The sequence below is a fragment of the Bacteroides sp. AF20-13LB genome (genome assembly GCF_003603065.1).
Classification (GTDB): Bacteria; Bacteroidota; Bacteroidia; order Bacteroidales; family Bacteroidaceae; genus Bacteroides; species Bacteroides uniformis.
The window spans coordinates 12,521-31,699 of the sequence record NZ_QTMH01000022.1; the positions used below are offsets into that span (position 1 = coordinate 12,521).

Here is a 19,179-nt window from a genome sequence, read left to right on the forward strand (position 1 = left end):
TACGATTTGACGATTTACGATTTACGATTGAAGTTGCTTACTTCAAAAGTTTGGCGTTGAATTCTTTTAATGTCTCTAATACGTTGACACGGACATGGATAAAGTTCTCGATACCGGCAGCCTTCAAGTCGTCCATGCAAGCAGGAGCACCGGCTACGATAAACATGGCACGGCCATTCAGAGCCTTGAAGGCAGGAACAGCATATTCTGCATATTCATCATCACTTGAACACAATACCACGATGTCGGCCTTGGCAGCCATAGCTGCTTCTATACCTTCTTCTACGGTGGGGAAACCGAGGTTATCCACAACTTCGTATCCGGCACAAGCCAGAAAGTTGCAAGAGTACTGTGCACGTGCCTGGCGCATGGCCAGATTACCGATAGTCAGCATAAACGCTTTCGGGCGTTTGCCGGAAGCCTCTGTTTCGAGACGCAACGCTTCAAATTCACTGGCAGCACGGTCAAAGTTCAGTGTCGGAACATCTTTTTCGCAGGTATGTCCGCCGCCGCAACAGCAAGTAGCCTCAACCGGTTTCTTATCTCCCGCCTTTTCATTAAAGTTGGGGAACTGGTTGGTACCCAGCAACACTTCCTTACGCTTGGCGACTGCAGCATGACGGGCCTTGTTGCTTTCGTTTACGGCAGCCTGCACTTTTCCGGCTTTCACGGAAGCATAGAAACCACCGTCTTCTTCTACAGTGAGGAAGAGGTCCCAAGCCTGCTTGGCAATAGAGACGGTCAAATTCTCAATATAGTAAGAACCTGCAGCTGGGTCAATAACTTTATCGAAGTGCGATTCTTCTTTCAACAGCAGTTGTTGGTTACGCGCCATACGCTCAGAGAATTCGTTAGGAGCATCATAAGTCTTGTCGAACGGAGTAACCGTCATTGAGTCAACGCCGGCAAGGGCGGCACTCATCGCCTCAGTCTGCGTACGCAACAAGTTTACGTGTGCATCAAACAAAGTCAAGTTGAATGAAGAAGTTTCCGCATGAATCTTCATCTTGGCTGCACAGCGGCATTCGTTATCCTTACCCTTGTTGTCGCAGTCGCGCAGACACTCGGGACTGTAAGAAGCCACAATATTAGCCCACAGCATACGTGCAGCGCGGAATTTGGCTATTTCAAGGAAGTAGTTGGAACTGATACCGAAATTGAACTTAATCTTCTTGGCTACCATTGCAGCCGGCAGACCGGCATCAACCAGCTGATTCATATATTCATTACCCCAAGCCAAAGCATAACCCAGTTCCTGAAAAATATAAGAACCCGCATTGTTTAATGTCAACGCGTTCACATTCAATACACGGTATTTCGGAAGGGAAGCGGTAGCCTCGAGCAGCGCCTTGGCTGTTGCCACCATATCACCTTTTTCTTTACCTTTGGCCAGCATTTTGTTGAAGTAGTCATAGTTGATGGAGCCCTGCAATTTCGTCAAGTCATAATCCTTCTTCTGGAAATAAGCGACAAGAAGTTCTGCAAGTTCCACCACATGCCCCTGGCAGGTAGAGAAATTCAACTCGACACATTCCGCGCAGATATCTTTCAACAAAGTTTCAATATACTCTGCGTTCAATTCCTTAGCCTTTACATGGAAAGAGAGTGAATCTACACCTTTATTCAAGATATCCAACGCCTTGGCATTGGCCTCTCTGGGGCATTCCACTTTGATTTCCTGACGAACAAGCCATTCATTGTTGTCTTTCTTGGTACCTCTGAGATAAGGAAACTCGCCGGGAAGAGCATCTGTTGTCTTCAAACCTTCCAAGTCCTCCATACGGTAGAAAGGTTTCACCTTAAATCCTTCGTTTGTCCTCCAAACGAGCTTCTTCTCGAAATCCGCCCCTTTCAGGTCTGCGGTAACTTTCTCCATCCACTGCTCAGTGGAAACGGGAGAAAAGTCGGAGAAGAGTTTTTCTTTACTGTCTGCCATAGTTTATTTAAAATTTAAATAGATGAATACTATTCATTTTTGTCATCAAGAGACTTGCAAATATAAGGAAATACTTAGAACAAAATCTTTTTTTAGAGAAAATTGCACTAACAGATGACTCCGTGCCCATACGGATTCAGCGTATTCACCGGAAGCATACTCTACTTTTGCAAAGTTGATATAGCAAAAAGTACCACAAAGCCTTTGCCACCTCCTTTTTATTAAGTATTTTTGCGCGAAATTTTAAAAAACGACATATTAATAAGGTACTATGAATTGGTTAGAAAGCTTGCTATGGGACCCTTCATCTGTCGCTCACATCGTTTGTTTGTATGCATTCGTAATATCTGTGGGCGTATTGCTGGGTAAGATTAAGATTTTCGGGGTATCGTTGGGGGTTACATTCGTCCTCTTTGCCGGTATCCTGATGGGCCATTTTGGCTTCACGGGCGAAACACACATTTTGCATTTTATCCGCGAATTCGGTTTGATTTTATTTGTATTCTGCATCGGTCTGCAAGTCGGGCCCTCCTTTTTTTCTTCCTTTAAGAAAGGGGGTATGCGGCTGAACATGCTTGCTGTCGGTATCGTGTTGCTGAATATCGCAGTAGCATTGAGCATCTACTTCATTGACGGAGGGATAGACCTGCCAATGATAGTAGGTATTCTCTATGGTGCCGTAACCAATACTCCGGGTCTGGGTGCCGCACAAGAAGCCTTGAACCAGATAAACTATACGGGAGACCCCATTGCATTGGGATATGCCTGCGCCTATCCGCTTGGTGTGGTAGGTATCATAGGTTCCATCATAGCCATCCGCTATATCTGCCGGGTGAACCTCAAGAAAGAGGAACAGGAACTCAACACGCAGGAAGCCGATGTTAAGCATCAGCCGCACATGCTTCACCTCGAAGTACGCAATGAATCAATTTCCGGAAAGACCCTGCTCCAGATAAAGGATTTCCTGGGACGTCCGTTTGTATGTTCGCGCATACGCCACGAGGGGCACGTCAGTATCCCCAATCATGAAACAATATTCCACGTAGGAGACCAGCTCTTCATCGTATGTTCCGAAGAAGATGCCGAAGCGGTGGCTGCCTTTATCGGAAAAGAAATACACGTAGACTGGGAAAAGCAGGACACTCCGATGGTTTCCCGCCGTATCCTCGTCACCAAGTCCGAAATCAATGGCAAGAAGTTGGGAAGCCTCCACTTCCGCAGCATGTACGGTGTAAATGTAACCCGTATCAACCGTTCGGGTATGGACTTGTTTGCCGATCCCAATCTGGTACTTCAGGTAGGTGACCGTGTAATGGTGGTCGGCCAGCAGGATGCCGTAGAACGTGTAGCCGGCGTATTGGGTAATCAGTTGAAACGTTTGGACACTCCGAATATCGTAACTATTTTTGTGGGAATCTTTTTGGGAATCCTGCTGGGTAGTCTGCCTATCGCATTCCCGGGTATGCCGACACCGGTTAAGTTAGGTTTGGCTGGTGGTCCGCTGGTAGTGGCCATCCTCATCGGACGTTTCGGTCACAAAATGCATCTTGTGACATACACCACCATGAGTGCCAACTTGATGTTGCGTGAAATCGGTATCGTGCTCTTCCTTGCCAGCGTCGGCATAGAAGCCGGTGAGCATTTTGTGCAGACCGTGGTAGAAGGCAGCGGATTGCTGTACGTGGGATATGGTTTCCTGATAACCGTTATTCCTTTGTTGATAATCGGTATGATTGCCCGCTTCTACTGCAAGGTGAACTACTTCACGTTAATGGGTCTGATTGCCGGTAGTAACACAGACCCTCCTGCATTGGCATATGCCAACCAGACATCGGGCAATGACGCTCCGGCAGTAGGCTATTCTACAGTATATCCGTTGACTATGTTCCTGCGTATTTTGGCGGGGCAGATGATATTGCTGACAATGATGTAATAGGAAATGCAATAACCTCCTTAAAATAAAACCTCCGGTCTTTTCATATTATAGTTTTGAAAAGACTGGAGGCTTTATTTTGAAGATTATCCATCAACGGCAACGATCAAAGAAAGATTCTATCGCCTCCTTATCCACAAAGTAGCCTTTCACCCCGCATACCATGCGGTTGTTCATAAGCACCCCTTCATACCCATTCCGGTCCACATCCAGCACCTCCTTCTGATAGGTTTCTGAAACGGTATGAGCCTTTTCGTCAGCAGGCAATTGCTGGTAAGTACCAATGTACCAATTGCCGTCAAACAGATTGTTTGTAGAGCTTGTCATAGAGAATCTGCTTGCCTCGGCAGCATAGAAAGTATTCTGTTTGAAAAACGTGTCATCAGCAAAACCATCCCAAGAATCGGAAGTAATCATCGTACGGTCCACGTTAGCAGCCGGCTTTGCATTGGCATGAATAATATTGTGTTCTACCAGCACATGTTTCGCAGGACCGGCAACATGTATGCTCGGCGAAAACATCCCTGCACGGGTTTCTTTGGGACGAATACCATCGCCGATACTGATATTATAGCGTACCACGTAGAAGTCCTGCCCATTGTCCCAGGAGTTACCGGTGTCCTTAGGGTCGAAATATTTCATGACGTAGACCATGGACAAAGAAGCGGCTGCGCCACCGTACCAATTGCCTTCCCCGCCCTTGCCGTTCCACGACATGCCGCGTACAAACAAAGTGCTGTAAAGCCGTGGGTCACGGTTGGCAAAATGGGCGGCATTGGGGCGCGTCACATCCAATACTCCATTGTTCATTTCCCCGTAGTTACGGTCGGTCACCGGAGTACCGTCCGTCAGGTAATAGTCATCCGCCAGGTTTAGTGTACCGTTCATTGATTCGATAGGAGTATTCCAGTGTGCATTGAAAGACATCCGGTCCACACTTGCCGAAGTCTCGGAACTTCCGTATACCTTTATACCCGGCAGAAAGAACACCCACAGCAGTAAGAGGAATCCCAATCGTGACATACCGAGCACTCAGTTCACCTAAGATTGAGTTTCTGTTTCACAAATTCCTCGATGAAATCCGTCGTTCTCTCAACTCCCAATACAGAGGAATCGATACACAAATGATATGTCTCGGCAGCCCCCCATTTTTTATAGCTGTAGTAGTTATAGTATTCGGCGCGTTTCTTATCCGCTTTGTTCATCATCTCCTCCGCTTCACGCTCAGAAATGGAATGCATTCGGCAAAGGCGTTTGATGCGCTCTTCATTGGAGCAGGAAATGAAAACATTGACACAGCGTGGATTATCCCGAAGAATATAATCAGCACAACGTCCCACGAACACGCAGGACTTCTCCTCCGCCAATCGGCGTATCACGTCACTTTGCACTTTGAACAGAGCATCATTACTCAGGCAATTCGTAGCAGGGATAGCCCCGTCACTGACAAAAGGGAAACGCATGCCGAAGAGCCCTCCAATAATGCCTTGTGAAGCTTTCTCATCAGCTTTTTCAAAAAACTCACAACATAGTCCACTCTCTTCGGAAGCCAGCCTAATCAGCTCCTTATCATAAAAATCAATTCCCAGACGGGTAGCCAGCTTCTCGCCTATCTCCCGTCCACCACTACCCAACTGACGGCCTATATTGACTATAAAATTATTGTCCATATGCTTGTTAATCTATTAGTTTGCAGATAGCAAATATAAATATTCTTACGGAATATCTACAGAAAGCATATGAAAAATTTTATTTTAATGTGCTGCAGCAGTCTTAAACTTACGGAATTGATAAACCAGCATCACCAGTGCTATCAAGCTTGCAAGCAAATCGGATACCGGCATACTATACCACACCCCGGCCACGCCAAAGAAGTGCGGCAGAATAAGCAGACAAGGAAGCAGAATCAGCATCTGCCGCGTAAGTGAAAGGAATATCGCCTTGCCCGCCATCCCTATACTTTGGAAGAAATTGGAGGTTACCATCTGGAAACCGATAATGGGGAAGAACATCACCGTAATACGCAATCCCGTAGCCGAAAGTTCCGTCAATTCTGCGTCTGATGTAAAGATACCCACCACCAGATTAGGTGCCAGCATCCCTACCAAGAAGCCAAAGGTTGTCACACAGGTGGCATAGATTATTGTCAGTTTCAGTACCTTGTTCACCCGGTCGTACAACTTTGCTCCGAAGTTATATCCGGCAATGGGCTGCATTCCCTGGTTTAATCCCATCACAATCATAACTACGATAAACACCAAGCGGTTCACAATACCAAAGGCACCGATAGCCAAGTCGCCTCCGTACTTCTTCAATCCCTGATTGATAAGGATTACAATAAGGCAAGCCGCCAGGTTCATCAGAAAAGGAGACATACCGATAGCCAGTGAATCAAATACAATCTTACGCTTCAGACGGAAGATACCCCGGCGGAAGTGCAGCAATTCATTGGCGTTATTGAACTGCTTGAGTTGCCACAGCAAGGCAATGACCTGCGCAGACACCGTAGCAATGGCAGCCCCGCGAATCCCCCAGTCGAACATAAATATAAAAATAGGAGCCAATATCGTATTGATAGCCACCGTAGCAATAGTGGCATACATCGCCTGCTTGGGATGTCCCGAAGCACGCAGCACCGCATTCAGACCCAGATAGAGATGGGTAACAACGTTGCCCAACAAGATTATCTCCATAAACTGCCGCGCATATTCCACCGTCTCATCACTGCCACCAAAGAAATAAAGGATAGGATTAAGAAAAGGAAAGACTATAACGGTAAACGCCAAACCCAACAAAATATTCAGTACAAACACATTGCCCAGCACCCGTTGCGCCGTATCATAATCCTTCTGTCCCAGCTTTACCGAAATCAGTGTAGCAGCACCTACGCCTACCAATGCACCGAAAGCAGCCCCGAGGTTCATCAACGGGAAAGTCAGTGCCAATGCCGACAGAGCCATGGTCCCCACACCGTGACCGATGAAAATACTATCTACCATATTATATAAAGAAGATGCCGTCATGGCAATGATTGCCGGCACGGCATACTGCATCAAGAGTTTTCCGATGCTCTCCGTACCCAACGCTGTGGGTGTCTTTTGTGCTGTCATACTATATACCTATTTCTTTTTACCGGGTGCAAAGGTACGTATTTTCCGTCAAAAGGTTCGCTATCTGAAAAATGTTTCGTACTTTTGTACCCAAATTGAGTGAAATATAGCGAAATGAACGTATTAGAACTAAGTGAACAAGAAATCATTCGTCGCAACAGTATGAATGAACTTCGCGCGATGGGCATTGAGCCTTATCCCGCAGCAGAGTATGTAACAAATGCTTTCTCTACCGATATTAAAGCTGAATTCAACGACGATGCAGAGCCTCGCCAAGTGTCCGTTGCCGGACGTATCATGAGCCGCCGTATCATGGGTAAAGCATCTTTCATCGAATTGCAGGACTCCAAAGGACGCATCCAGGTATATATCACCCGCGATGACATCTGCCCGGACGAGGACAAGGAGATGTACAACACCGTGTTCAAACGTTTGCTCGATTTAGGCGACTTCATCGGTATCGAAGGATTCGTATTCCGTACCCAGATGGGCGAAATCAGCATCCATGCCAAGAAGCTGACCGTACTTGCAAAGAGCATCAAGCCCCTGCCTATCGTGAAATATAAGGATGGTGTGGCTTACGACTCTTTCGAGGACCCCGAACTGCGCTACCGTCAGCGTTATGTAGACCTTATCGTAAACGACGGCGTGAAAGAAAAATTCCTGAAGCGTGCCACCGTCATCAAGACCATGCGTGCCGTGCTGGATGAAGCCGGCTACACGGAAGTGGAGACGCCGATTCTTCAATCCATCCCCGGTGGAGCAAGCGCCCGTCCGTTCATCACCCACCATAACTCTCTGGATATGGACCTCTACCTGCGTATCGCCACCGAGCTTTACTTGAAGCGACTGATTGTGGGCGGATTCGAAGGTGTATATGAAATAGGCAAGAACTTCCGTAACGAGGGTATGGACAAGAACCATAACCCGGAATTCACTTGTATGGAGCTGTACGTGCAGTACAAGGACTACAACTGGATGATGAGCTTTACGGAGAAATTGCTGGAACGCATCTGTATCGCCGTAAACGGCTGTACAGAAACCGAGATAGACGGCAAGACCATCAGCTTCAAAGCTCCCTACCGCCGTCTGCCCATCCTGGAAGCCATCAAGGAAAAGACCGGATACGACCTCGAAGGAAAGAGCGAGGACGAAATCCGCCAGGTGTGCAAGGAACTGAATATGGAGATTGACGACACCATGGGCAAGGGTAAGCTGATTGATGAAATCTTCGGCGAATTCTGCGAAGGAACTTTCATACAGCCCACTTTCATCACCGACTATCCCGTAGAGATGAGCCCGCTGACCAAGATGCACCGCAGCAAGCCGGGACTGACCGAACGCTTCGAACTGATGGTGAACGGCAAGGAACTTGCCAACGCTTACAGCGAGCTGAACGACCCGATAGACCAGGAAGAACGCTTCAAAGACCAGCTTCGCTTGAGCGAAAAGGGAGACGACGAAGCGATGTTCATCGACCAGGACTTCCTGAAGGCATTGCAATACGGTATGCCTCCCACATCGGGCATCGGTATCGGCATCGACCGTCTGACAATGTTGATGACGGGCGAATCCTTCATCCAGGAAGTGCTTTTCTTCCCACAGATGCGTCCGGAAAAGGTTATCCCCAAAGATGCTCCTGCACGATACACGGAACTAGGCATCCCCGAAGATTGGGTAGCTGTAATCCAGAAGGCGGGCTACAACCTGGTGAGTGACATGAAAGATGTGAATCCGCAAAAGCTCCACATGGACATCTGCGGTATCAACAAGAAATATAAATTGGAACTGGCAAACCCGACCGTAAACGAAGTTGCTGACTGGGTCGGAAGAATTAAGAATTAAAAATTAAAGAATTAAATAGGCAAGATTAAAGATAAGAGGAGGGTGAAGGTACTCCTTTCCCCTCTTTTAATTTTTAATTTTTAATTATTAATTTCGATATGAAACTACCCGGTAAGATAGCCATCATGGGCGGAGGAAGTTGGGCAACTGCCATTGCAAAAATGGTTCTGTCACAAGCGGAGTCTATAAATTGGTACATGCGACGCGATGATCGTATTGCCGACTTTAAACGGCTTGGTCATAACCCTGCCTACCTGACGGGCGTCAAGTTTGATACCAAGCGTATCAACTTCAACTCCAACATCAATGATGTCGTAAAAGAATCTGACACACTCATCTTCGTCACACCTTCCCCTTACCTGAAGGTTCACTTGAAGAAGCTGAAGACTAAGATTAAGGATAAATTCATCATCACTGCCATTAAAGGTATTGTGCCCGATGACAACTTGATTGTCTCGGAATATTTCACTAAGGAATATGGCGTCCCGGCTGAGAATATCGCTGTATTGGCAGGTCCCTGCCATGCGGAAGAAGTGGCTCTGGAACGCCTTTCTTATTTGACCATTGCTTGTCCCGACACCGACAAGGCTTGCACCATTGCCCGCAAACTGGCCAGTTCATTCATCAAGACCTCTGTCAGTAATGACGTTGCCGGCATTGAATACAGTTCGGTGCTGAAAAATGTATATGCCATTGCAGCCGGTATCTGCAGCGGTCTGAAATATGGCGACAACTTTCAGGCTGTGCTCATGTCCAATGCCATACAGGAAATGAACAGATTCCTGCAAACGGTACATCCGCTGAACAGAAACGTAAGTGATTCCGTTTATTTAGGTGACCTGCTGGTGACGGGATACTCCAATTTCAGCCGTAACCGCACATTCGGCACGATGATAGGCAAAGGATACTCCGTGAAAAGCGCGCAGATTGAAATGGAAATGATTGCTGAGGGATACTACGGTACAAAATGCATCAAGGAAATCAACAAACATTATCATGTCAACATGCCTATTGTAGATGCAGTATACAACATTCTGTATGAGCGTATCTCGCCGATGATTGAAATCAAGCTGCTAACCGATTCATTCCGGTAAGCGCGAAAAAAGATAAAACGAAATACTGAATTTAAAACCTAGAATATTATGATTAGTTTGAACATTGAAAAGACTCTTGGATTCATCTCCAAGGAAAACGTTTTCGCCTATGAAGCCCAGGTAAAGGCTGCACAGGAAGCATTAGAGAATGGTACCGGTAAGGGCAACGACTTCTTGGGCTGGCTGCACCTCCCCTCTTCCATCACTAAAGAGCACCTGGCTGACCTAAAGGCTACCGCACAGACGTTGCGTGACAACTGCGAGGTAGTAGTAGTTGCCGGTATTGGCGGAAGTTACCTCGGTGCACGTGCGGTGATAGAGGCTTTGTCAAACAGCTTCACCTGGTTGCAAGACAAGAAAACGGCTCCGGTCATTCTGTATGCAGGACACAACATCGGTGAAGATTATCTATATGAACTTACCGAATACTTGAAAGACAAGAAATTCGGTGTTATCAACATCTCCAAATCCGGTACCACTACTGAAACAGCCCTGGCGTTCCGTCTGCTGAAAAAGCAATGCGAAGACCAACGCGGCAAGGATATGGCAAAGAAGGTTATCGTTGCCATCACCGATGCCAAGAAAGGTGCTGCCCGCGTAACGGCCGACAACGAAGGCTACAAATCCTTCATCATCCCCGATAACGTAGGCGGACGTTTCTCTGTACTGACTCCGGTAGGCTTGCTACCCATCGCAATAGCAGGTTTCGACATCGAGAAACTGGTTGCAGGTGCAGTTGCCATGGAAAAGACTTGTGGAAAAGATGTTCCGTTTGCTGAAAATCCTGCTGCCATCTATGCAGCTACGCGTAACGAACTCTATAAGAACGGTAAGAAAATTGAAATCCTCGTAAACTACAATCCCAAACTGCACTACGTAAGCGAATGGTGGAAGCAGCTTTATGGTGAATCCGAAGGTAAGGAAAACAAGGGTATCTTCCCTGCTGCCGTAGATTTCTCCACCGACCTGCACTCCATGGGACAATGGATTCAGGAAGGCGAACGTACCATCTACGAAACTGTCATCTCCGTGGAGAAGACACAGCACTCCCTGCAAGTACCTTCGGACGAAGCCAACCTCGACGGACTGAACTTCCTGGCAGGCAAGCACGTAGACGAAGTGAACAAAATGGCTGAATTGGGAACACAGCTTGCCCACGTTGACGGCGGCGTACCCAACATGCGCATCGTTATCCCTGCACTGAATGAAGAAAGCATCGGAGGTCTGCTCTACTTCTTTGAAATAGCTTGCGGTATCAGCGGTTATATTTTGGGAGTCAATCCGTTCAACCAACCGGGTGTGGAAGCATACAAGAAGAATATGTTTGCATTACTGAACAAGCCCGGCTACGAAGAAGAGTCCAAAGCTATCCAGGCAAGACTCTGATAAATTAAGAATTGAGAGTTGAAAATCGGGAAACGGCTTTTCATTGCGCTTGTTGTACAGCCGTTTCTCAATTTTCAACTCTCAATGTATTTACCCCGCATTTCTTAATTTTTAATCCTCAATCTACCAAGTGTTCGAAAACTCTATCGCCCGTTATCTGGAAAAGCACGGGCATCCCAACATCCAATTGAAAGCAGTTCTTTTTGACATGGACGGCGTACTGTTCAACTCCATGCCCTACCATGCCGATGCCTGGCATAAAGTAATGGAACGTCATGGCCTGCACTTGAGCCGTGAAGAGGCATACATGCACGAGGGACGTACCGGAGCCTCCACCATCAACATCGTTTATCAACGCCAGTATGGCAAGGATGCCACTCCCGAAATGATAGAAAGCATCTATGCAGAGAAAAGCGCCGAATTCAGTACCCACCCGGAACCGGAACGTATGCCGGGTGCTTGGGAAATACTGCAAAAGGTAAAAGCGGCAGGACTTATTCCGGTACTTGTCACCGGTTCGGGCCAACACTCCCTGCTGAACCGCCTTGTCCACAACTTCCCCGGTATGTTTCAGCGCGACCACATGGTGACCGCCTTTGATGTGAAATACGGGAAGCCCCATCCTGAGCCTTATTTGATGGGACTGGAAAAAGCCGGAGTACAAGCCAATGAAGCTATAGTTGTAGAAAATGCACCTATCGGAGTACAAGCCGGAACAGCAGCAGGCATATTCACTGTAGCAGTCAATACCGGTCCGCTGGACAGGCAGGTATTACTGGATGCCGGAGCAGATTTATTGTTTCCGTCCATGCAGGCGCTTTGTGACGACTGGGAAAGGTTGCAAACCGCATTAGATGCCAGTAATAGCCTTCGCCACAAAGATTGACGGCGACCCAAACAATATAACAGTTGATTGGAGCTTATATAACCAAGTAATACCATTACTTGATATACAGAAGACATCTATTGTCTTTCTTCTTAAAGCGCTCCAATCTACCCATTTTCTCCTTCTCGGTTTCTTTAATAGGGAACGTTATTCTACAGGTATCTTTATCATAATCATACAATTCTCTGGCAGGAACTACATAAACAGATTCCGGACTGTCACCACACCATCCAAAGCCAAAAACATAAAACAAGTTTTTTATCGGACGGTTCAACAGATTGGAATTCATATACCCCTCGTACTTTTCAATGTCTTTTATATCGAGATAAAAACCTATCTTACTTCGCCATTTACATTCTACAGCTATAATATCTCCAACTTCATGAATGGTACTCGTTGTGGTAACACACTCCATCAACAAATCCGGAGATGATGAAGACAGAGGCCTATACCCCTCAATGTATTTATCACCTCTCCAATCTAAAAGCCGCCAAAATATTTTCTTATCACATAGATCCGAATAACCATCTTTACTAATATTGGAGTTCTTCACAACCCATTCCTCAAATCTATCTCCTAAATATTTACTTTTCTTCCTTTCTTTAAAATATTGAAAGGTATCCATAAACCGATATTGGAAAACACCTACAAAATCATCGATAAACTGATTTAATATTTTCATAGCCATAATAGTCTATTGTGTCTTTAAATAATATTCATTGCAAACAAAAATTCATAGGTGAAGAGCCGCAACACCCATTTTCAAAAATAGATTTTTTTTCATTTCCAAAAATAGAGTTTTTTTCCCAATTCTTTCCAGATTTCCTTCCCATCTTTGTAATACAGAAAACAAATAAAGTATTAATTATTAAAAATAGAGAAGTATGAAAAAATTAGTTATGATGTTGGTTTGTATGTTTGCAGTGCACACAATGGTAATGGCGGATAATGATAAGCCGATAGAGGTGAGCCAGTTGCCGGCGAAGGCGCAGACATTTATCAAGACTTATTTTAAAGACCATAAGGTGGCAATGGCTAAATTGGAGTCGGGAATGTTTTATAAAAGCTATGATGTGGTGTTCACGAATGGGGAGAAGGTAGAATTTGATAAATCGGGAGAATGGAAGGAGGTACGATGCAGACAAAGTGAAGTTCCTGCACAGATTGTACCGGAAGCGATACGTAACTATGTAAAGACCAATTATCCGGATGCAAGAATTCTTCAGATTGAGTACGATGACAATGAGTATGAGATAAAGTTGTCTAATCGTTGGGAAATTACATTTGACTCTAAAATGAGGGTGATTGACATTGACGATTGATGACAAGAAAGATTTAGAATATGTAGATTATAAAGTAAAGTATCAAGAAGCTGAAAACAGTTGCTTGGAGAGGGTTTCTCCAGGCAACTGTTTTTTTTATGCACTTCCGTACGGTAGCAGGGCATATGGTGCTGCGCTCATTGTACAACAGTGGTTGTACTACTATTCCAATTGCCCGGAGTCAACGAAGCCCCGGCTGCACTTTTGCAGTTTTTTAATCAGTGTGTCCGGAGAAGGACACTCAACCTTCTCCGGAGCTGAAAATACTGATTTATAAGGAAACGGCGCTTCTCGGCGCTTCCTGCCGGAAGGCGACTCAGGCTATGACGCTTTCAGGATTTCGGCAGACCTCACCATGGTATAGGTAGTCCCCTTAGTACAATGGCGCATATCATTCAGCTTACTGAAAAATAAAGTTTTTTTCAGAGAGGTTTGTTCGGCAGAGAAATTCCAACCGCAGAACGGAAGAACAACGTTTTCAGTCCGTCATAAAATCCCGGAAGAGCAACCGTTCCATGCGTCTCTTCCGGGAACTTTTTTGATACCACCCGCAAATGCCGCTTCTCCATACGAGGAACTGCACTCCCTATAAAATCATCTGTCAGGGGAAAGTGGATCAGCTTCCTATCAAGACGCGGCTGAGTGGCAAACGCAACATACAGTTGCTTTCCTGAAAAGTCAACCTTATCCACCTGCCGTTCTACCTGTTTCTGAAAATATCCTTTATCCCACCATAAACTGGGGTCTATGGCGATGTATGTATCAAATGCACCGGGATAATTCAGCAAAACATGCAGCGTGAACAACCCGGCATAAGAATGTCCGGCCAACAAGTGTTGTCCATTCACCGGCAAGTCTTGTTCCACTGCGGGGCGTAGCTCCTCCGTCAGAAAACGGCAAAATTGTCCTGCCCCACCCCCTTCCGGTTTATCGCCCGGACGGACAGTTCCGTCACGCCGGGCAGCGGAACAGGTTGGCGTAAAGTCTCTGGTTCTGTTTGTATTCAGGACAGCCACAACGATACAGGGCGGTAAGGAAGAAACTTTGGAGGTGGAAAACAAGCGAGTAAAACCTACCACCGAATGAAAAAAAGAATCACCGTCCAGCAAATAAAGAACCGGATAACTTTCCTCTTTTTCACCCGGGCGGGTTGCAGGTACATACACCCAATATTCTCTAGCCTCATTCAAGACATGCGAAAACAAAGTGTGGCGAGTCCCGATAGAAATAGCTTCTTGCGCTCTCAGCGGAAAACCGAGCCAAGTGACAACTACCAATATAAACAGAATATGCAGGCTTCTCATTTCAATTCTTTTTTCAGTCTGCAAAGTTCGCAGAAAATAAGTTGACTACCTATCCCTATTTTTAGGTATTCTCACGGTTGAAAGCTTTCCGCAAAAATCAAAGGCTGATTAAGAAAGTTTGATGGGCAACTGAATTTCCGTCATCCATTCATCCACCGTTTCTTTGTTCCAAATGCCGTCAATATGGCAAAACCGGGGACGGTCAATGACCTCGTATCCATTTGCCTCGGCATACGCAAAAAGCTCGGCGAAAGTTTCGGGCATATGCTCATAAGCACCGTAATGGTTGACACAGAGCGCAACCGGTACTTCCGGAAGTTCCTTGAATTTAATCAGTTCCGAATCTTCCTTGCGTTCAGCCACCGCTTCAAAAAACTCGATATCAATATCAACCCCATATTCCTCATTATATTCCACCGTGAAACAATATTCCGGGGCAGGACATTCACAACCCAAACGGTACATTTCAGGCCCGATAATATTCGGACAAAGATTGAACAGTTTCTGATAAGAGTCTATTTTACGGCGATGGGTAGCAAAAATTCTTGAAGGGAGGGATTTCTTAAACACTTTTTCCATAACATTCTCTTGTTTATGGAGTAAATTTTCCAATTTGGCAAGTTCGGTCTGCCGCCATATCAAGTGTTCAATCTCGTTTTTGCAACGTTCTATTTTAACCTTCAACAATTCAGCATCCGGAAATTCCTTGCCATCGGCAAACAACTCGGATATCTCTTCGAGGCTGAACCCTAATTGCTTGAGGTAAACAATACGGCTCATACACCGGAGCTGGCTGATGTCGTAATAGCGATACCCCGTCCACTCATCCACTTCAACGGGTATCATCAATCCTATCTCTTCATAATGACGAAGCGTCTTAACGGTCACTTGGCAAAGTTTGGAAAACTCTCCGATTTTAAACTTCATTTTATTCTTCATAAACTCATGCGCATTTTGTTTATGAAGCAAAGATAGGTCCTGCCCTTAGGGACGAGTCAAGAGATTGCTTCAAAAAAAACACATATTTCACTATTCACAACGGCAATAGGTGTTTGCACCGCACGTACAACGAGGCAACAGCTGCTCACTCAGTTCATCGCGGTAAAATTCATACAGCCGCCGGTACATGGTTTCATAGAGTGAGGCAACTTGTTTCTCCTGCTCACTTTCATTTTGAAAACGATTTTTAAAGGGATCTTCAAAATCAAAATGCACCTGCTGCTTGGCATCCAGAGTGATAAACTTCAGTTCTTCTCCGGCTTCTTTACATAGGGTAATCACGTAGTCCCACGACCGGTGCGTATAGGTCCCGACACCAGACGGTTTCTTGCGAGACACGCTGAAACCATTCTGTTCCATCACATTGCACACGGCATCGGGAACGCAGTTCCCCTCCATAATTCCTGCCGTAGAGATATTCATTCCCCTGCCAAATGCATGCAGGAGTTCCTGCGCGATACGGCTGCGGCACGTATCTTCATTACTTATTAACAGTATATCCATTGTCCGTTACTTTTCCAGGTTTAAATACTCGCCATCTCCTTCTTTCTTCATCTTCGCTTTACGTGCCAGGTCGAACAAGGTGGGGTTAATGTGGCAATATCCACCAGGATTTTTGTCCAGATAGTCTTGATGATAATCTTCGGCGAGATAGAAGTTCTTCAAAGGCTCTATCTCTACAACCAACGGACGGGAGTAGTTGGCAGCCAGCCGGTCAACGGTTTCACGAATAACGGGCAGGTCGGCGGTATCCGTATAATAGATACCCGTGCGATACTGTGTACCTCTATCCCCCCCTTGCTTATTGAGGCTGGTAGGGTCAATCGTTTTGAAATAAAGGTCGATAAGGAAAGGCAAGTCCACCTCATCGGGATCATACTGTACTTTTACGGTTTCGGCAAAGTCCGTGGTACCGGTACATACCTGCTGATAGGTAGGATTGGCTATATTTCCATTGGCATATCCCACCTGGGTAGCCTCCACACCTTCTATTTGTTTCAGGAAATGTTCGGTACCCCAAAAACATCCTCCTGCCAGATAAATCTCTTTCATTGGTTTCATGTCTGTTCTCCTTTCTGACCGTCCTTCCGGCTTACCGGCATAGGACAGACAAGTCATTAACATTGCAAAAATAAATATTATTTGTTTCATACCTCTAACTCTATGGAAATTATAACAAGAAAGAGAACCGTATGGTTGACTTTTCTGGATGTATTGTATAAAAAGAAACTCCCTTTGCAAAGTATTCATGCAAAGGGAGTTCCTTTCTTTGTGACCCCGGTGCGATTCAAACGCACGACCTTCAGAACCGGAATCTGACGCTCTATTCACTAAGCTACGGAGCCAAATGTGGATGCAAAAGTATAAAAAAATTAGCAGATTCCTAACATTCAAACGCTTTTTATATCAAACCGAGGAATATTTTTATTATTACTTTGAGAAGACTAACCGCAATTACACAAACATTTTGTTCTTTTTTCCCACAAAACAGAAGCAAGTATCAATATTATTCCTATCTTTGCCGAGCAATTTAATAGAAGTTATACTGAATAAATTTATGAGCTACCTGATAACACCTGAAGGTTACAAACCTTTATTGGACCTAAAACAGACTGAATTAGGGATTAAACAAATTAAAGAGTTCTTCCAATTGAACCTCTCTTCCGAACTGCGCCTGCGACGTGTGACAGCTCCACTGTTCGTATTGAAAGGAATGGGTATCAATGACGACCTCAATGGAGTGGAACGTGCCGTAACTTTCCCTATCAAAGATTTGGGCGACGCCAAAGCTGAAGTGGTGCACTCCCTCGCCAAATGGAAACGCCTCACGCTTGCCGAATACCATATCGAACCGGGATATGGCATCTACACAGACATGAATGCCATCCGTGCCGATGAAGAACTGGGCAATCTGCATTCCCTTTATGTAGACCAGTGGGACTGGGAACGCGTCATTACTGCCGAAGACCGCAATGTGGAATTCCTCAAGGAGATAGTAACCCGTATCTATGCAGCTATGGTGCGCACAGAATATATGGTATATGAGATGTATCCGCAAATCAAGCCTTGCCTGCCCCAGAAACTTCACTTTATCCATGCCGAAGAATTGCGCCAACTGTATCCGGACTTGGAACCCAAATGCCGCGAACATGCCATTTGCAAGAAATACGGTGCAGTGTTCATCATCGGTATCGGATGCAAGCTGAGCGACGGCAAGAAGCACGACGGACGCGCCCCGGACTACGACGACTATACCAGCAAAGGGCTGAACGACCTCCCCGGACTGAACGGTGACCTCCTGCTATGGGACCACATCCTGCAACGCAGCATCGAACTTTCCTCCATGGGTATCCGCGTAGACAAGGAAGCCCTGCTTCGCCAGCTCAAAGAGGAAGGCGAAGAGGAACGCCTGGAACTTTACTTCCACAAACGCTTGATGAATGATACACTGCCGCTTTCCATCGGTGGCGGTATAGGGCAGTCCCGCCTCTGTATGTTCTATCTGCGCAAGGCGCATATCGGTGAGATACAAGCCAGTATCTGGCCGGAAGATATGCGCAAAGAGTGCAAGGAACACAATATACACTTGATTTGATATACATTTATCCCGTCATATAATATAAAGTTCACCCCCTCAAAAGGTTGGACTTTATTTTTTATTTTGTACTTTAGCATCCGAAACTACTAACAGATCCAATTATGAATGTTCAAATAGAAGAAAGCTGGAAAGCACATCTGCAACCTGAATTTGAGAAAGATTATTTCCGTACATTGACTGATTTTGTACGGGACGAATATGGGAAATATGCAATATATCCTCCGGGAAAGCTGATATTCAATGCATTCAACCTATGCCCTTTTGACAAAGTAAAAGTCGTGATAATCGGTCAAGACCCCTATCATGGTCCGGGACAAGCACACGGACTTTGTTTCTCCGTAAATGACGGTGTTCCTTTCCCTCCTTCCTTACTTAATATTTTCAAGGAAATAAAAAATGACATTGGCACTGATGCCCCCACTACCGGCAATCTGACACGCTGGGCAGAGCAAGGCATATTGCTGCTCAATGCTACCCTCACCGTACGTGCACACCAAGCCGGTTCTCACCAAAACCGAGGTTGGGAAACATTTACAGATGCGGCTATCCGCATTCTCGCCGAAGAAAAAGAGCATCTTGTATTTATTCTTTGGGGAGCCTACGCCCAACGTAAAGGGGCATTCATCGACCGTAGCCGACATCTGGTACTCACCTCGGCACATCCATCTCCCCTATCCGCTTATAACGGCTTCTTCGGGAACAAGCATTTCAGCAAAACAAACGAGTATTTGCGGGAACATGGAGAGACGGAAATAATTTGGTAAA

At 45.8% G+C, this 19,179-nt stretch carries 17 protein-coding genes and 1 tRNA gene; 8 read left to right on the forward strand and 10 right to left on the reverse strand.

The genetic code is table 11. The annotated features are described in order from the left end of the window. Positions 1-37 precede the first annotated feature (37 nt). Positions 38-1,936, reverse strand: a complete 1,899-nt coding sequence (mutA, locus tag DWX62_RS20335; RefSeq protein ID WP_120173119.1) for a methylmalonyl-CoA mutase small subunit — start codon at positions 1,934-1,936, stop codon at positions 38-40. 271 nt (positions 1,937-2,207) lie between these two features. On the opposite strand from mutA, the gene DWX62_RS20340 reads away from it, so the two are divergent. After that, the gene (locus DWX62_RS20340; protein ID WP_016273012.1) at positions 2,208-3,869 is read left to right on the forward strand and encodes a putative transporter; all 1,662 of its coding nucleotides are present in this window, start codon (positions 2,208-2,210) and stop codon (positions 3,867-3,869) included. Positions 3,870-3,962: 93 nt separating this feature from the next. Here the strand turns inward: DWX62_RS20340 and DWX62_RS20345 are convergent, their stop codons facing one another. The 3 genes from DWX62_RS20345 to DWX62_RS20355 form a co-directional block, all read right to left on the reverse strand. After that, entirely contained in the window at positions 3,963-4,892 is a 930-nt protein-coding gene (locus DWX62_RS20345) for a RagB/SusD family nutrient uptake outer membrane protein (RefSeq protein ID WP_120173120.1), read from the reverse strand. A 14-nt stretch (positions 4,893-4,906) separates the two neighbouring features. Further along, on the reverse strand, positions 4,907-5,539 hold the full coding sequence (locus tag DWX62_RS20350) for a cytidylate kinase-like family protein (protein ID WP_016273014.1): 633 nt from the start codon (positions 5,537-5,539) through the stop codon (positions 4,907-4,909). Positions 5,540-5,623: 84 nt separating this feature from the next. Then, the gene (locus tag DWX62_RS20355; protein WP_009037946.1) at positions 5,624-6,979 is read right to left on the reverse strand and encodes an MATE family efflux transporter; all 1,356 of its coding nucleotides are present in this window, start codon (positions 6,977-6,979) and stop codon (positions 5,624-5,626) included. Positions 6,980-7,093: 114 nt separating this feature from the next. Between DWX62_RS20355 and lysS the strand changes: the two genes are divergently transcribed. The 4 genes from lysS (at position 7,094) to DWX62_RS20375 (ending at position 12,190) form a co-directional block, all read left to right on the forward strand. Further along, complete coding sequence (gene lysS / locus DWX62_RS20360) at positions 7,094-8,824, forward strand: lysine--tRNA ligase (protein ID WP_005827209.1); 1,731 nt, start codon at positions 7,094-7,096, stop codon at positions 8,822-8,824. Positions 8,825-8,922: 98 nt separating this feature from the next. Further along, a complete protein-coding gene (locus DWX62_RS20365; RefSeq protein WP_120173121.1) occupies positions 8,923-9,918 on the forward strand; it encodes an NAD(P)H-dependent glycerol-3-phosphate dehydrogenase in 996 nt (331 codons plus the stop codon). A gap of 48 nt (positions 9,919-9,966) precedes the next feature. Then, positions 9,967-11,304: a glucose-6-phosphate isomerase gene (locus tag DWX62_RS20370; RefSeq protein ID WP_120173122.1), complete on the forward strand. Its 1,338-nt coding sequence runs from the start codon at positions 9,967-9,969 to the stop codon at positions 11,302-11,304. A gap of 130 nt (positions 11,305-11,434) precedes the next feature. After that, positions 11,435-12,190, forward strand: a complete 756-nt coding sequence (locus tag DWX62_RS20375; protein WP_120173123.1) for an HAD family hydrolase — start codon at positions 11,435-11,437, stop codon at positions 12,188-12,190. 55 nt (positions 12,191-12,245) lie between these two features. Here the strand turns inward: DWX62_RS20375 and DWX62_RS20380 are convergent, their stop codons facing one another. Next, a complete protein-coding gene (locus DWX62_RS20380; RefSeq protein ID WP_008664066.1) occupies positions 12,246-12,872 on the reverse strand; it encodes a hypothetical protein in 627 nt (208 codons plus the stop codon). Positions 12,873-13,074: 202 nt separating this feature from the next. Between DWX62_RS20380 and DWX62_RS20390 the strand changes: the two genes are divergently transcribed. Continuing rightward, positions 13,075-13,512: a PepSY-like domain-containing protein gene (locus DWX62_RS20390; RefSeq protein ID WP_005833165.1), complete on the forward strand. Its 438-nt coding sequence runs from the start codon at positions 13,075-13,077 to the stop codon at positions 13,510-13,512. Positions 13,513-13,934: 422 nt separating this feature from the next. Here DWX62_RS20390 and DWX62_RS20395 read toward each other — a convergent pair whose 3' ends face one another. The 5 genes from DWX62_RS20395 to DWX62_RS20415 all read right to left on the reverse strand — a co-directional run bounded on the left by DWX62_RS20395 (position 13,935) and on the right by DWX62_RS20415 (position 17,161). Next, on the reverse strand, positions 13,935-14,816 hold the full coding sequence (locus DWX62_RS20395; protein WP_117749123.1) for an alpha/beta hydrolase-fold protein: 882 nt from the start codon (positions 14,814-14,816) through the stop codon (positions 13,935-13,937). A gap of 108 nt (positions 14,817-14,924) precedes the next feature. Continuing rightward, a complete protein-coding gene (locus tag DWX62_RS20400) occupies positions 14,925-15,755 on the reverse strand; it encodes a MerR family transcriptional regulator (protein ID WP_120173124.1) in 831 nt (276 codons plus the stop codon). Between the two features lie 90 nt (positions 15,756-15,845). After that, the gene (locus DWX62_RS20405; protein ID WP_005827232.1) at positions 15,846-16,319 is read right to left on the reverse strand and encodes a hypothetical protein; all 474 of its coding nucleotides are present in this window, start codon (positions 16,317-16,319) and stop codon (positions 15,846-15,848) included. A gap of 6 nt (positions 16,320-16,325) precedes the next feature. Further along, positions 16,326-16,877: a peptide-methionine (S)-S-oxide reductase MsrA gene (gene msrA / locus DWX62_RS20410; RefSeq protein ID WP_225982599.1), complete on the reverse strand. Its 552-nt coding sequence runs from the start codon at positions 16,875-16,877 to the stop codon at positions 16,326-16,328. A 211-nt stretch (positions 16,878-17,088) separates the two neighbouring features. Further along, positions 17,089-17,161 (reverse strand) — tRNA-Arg (locus DWX62_RS20415). 212 nt (positions 17,162-17,373) lie between these two features. Here DWX62_RS20415 and asnA point away from each other — a divergent pair. Both asnA and ung read left to right on the forward strand, forming a co-directional pair. Then, the gene (gene asnA / locus DWX62_RS20420) at positions 17,374-18,411 is read left to right on the forward strand and encodes an aspartate--ammonia ligase (protein ID WP_008664075.1); all 1,038 of its coding nucleotides are present in this window, start codon (positions 17,374-17,376) and stop codon (positions 18,409-18,411) included. A gap of 104 nt (positions 18,412-18,515) precedes the next feature. Continuing rightward, positions 18,516-19,178, forward strand: coding sequence for a uracil-DNA glycosylase (gene ung / locus DWX62_RS20425; protein ID WP_005827240.1), 663 nt, complete (start codon positions 18,516-18,518; stop codon positions 19,176-19,178). Position 19,179 lies beyond the last annotated feature (1 nt).

Bases quoted from the DNA above. Each gene is read 5' to 3' on its own strand.
- DWX62_RS20390 (WP_005833165.1), top strand. From the start codon at position 13,075: ATGAAAAAATTAGTTATGATGTTGGTTTGTATGTTTGCAGTGCACACA.
- DWX62_RS20350 (WP_016273014.1), bottom strand. From the start codon at position 5,539: ATGGACAATAATTTTATAGTCAATATAGGCCGTCAGTTGGGTAGTGGT.
- DWX62_RS20405 (WP_005827232.1), bottom strand. From the start codon at position 16,319: ATGGATATACTGTTAATAAGTAATGAAGATACGTGCCGCAGCCGTATC.
- mutA (WP_120173119.1), bottom strand. From the start codon at position 1,936: ATGGCAGACAGTAAAGAAAAACTCTTCTCCGACTTTTCTCCCGTTTCC.
- DWX62_RS20370 (WP_120173122.1), top strand. From the start codon at position 9,967: ATGATTAGTTTGAACATTGAAAAGACTCTTGGATTCATCTCCAAGGAA.
- DWX62_RS20395 (WP_117749123.1), bottom strand. From the start codon at position 14,816: ATGAGAAGCCTGCATATTCTGTTTATATTGGTAGTTGTCACTTGGCTC.
- ung (WP_005827240.1), top strand. From the start codon at position 18,516: ATGAATGTTCAAATAGAAGAAAGCTGGAAAGCACATCTGCAACCTGAA.
- DWX62_RS20345 (WP_120173120.1), bottom strand. From the start codon at position 4,892: ATGTCACGATTGGGATTCCTCTTACTGCTGTGGGTGTTCTTTCTGCCG.
- DWX62_RS20365 (WP_120173121.1), top strand. From the start codon at position 8,923: ATGAAACTACCCGGTAAGATAGCCATCATGGGCGGAGGAAGTTGGGCA.
- DWX62_RS20400 (WP_120173124.1), bottom strand. From the start codon at position 15,755: ATGAAGAATAAAATGAAGTTTAAAATCGGAGAGTTTTCCAAACTTTGC.
- lysS (WP_005827209.1), top strand. From the start codon at position 7,094: ATGAACGTATTAGAACTAAGTGAACAAGAAATCATTCGTCGCAACAGT.
- DWX62_RS20380 (WP_008664066.1), bottom strand. From the start codon at position 12,872: ATGAAAATATTAAATCAGTTTATCGATGATTTTGTAGGTGTTTTCCAA.
- msrA (WP_225982599.1), bottom strand. From the start codon at position 16,877: ATGAAACCAATGAAAGAGATTTATCTGGCAGGAGGATGTTTTTGGGGT.
- asnA (WP_008664075.1), top strand. From the start codon at position 17,374: ATGAGCTACCTGATAACACCTGAAGGTTACAAACCTTTATTGGACCTA.
- DWX62_RS20340 (WP_016273012.1), top strand. From the start codon at position 2,208: ATGAATTGGTTAGAAAGCTTGCTATGGGACCCTTCATCTGTCGCTCAC.
- DWX62_RS20355 (WP_009037946.1), bottom strand. From the start codon at position 6,979: ATGACAGCACAAAAGACACCCACAGCGTTGGGTACGGAGAGCATCGGA.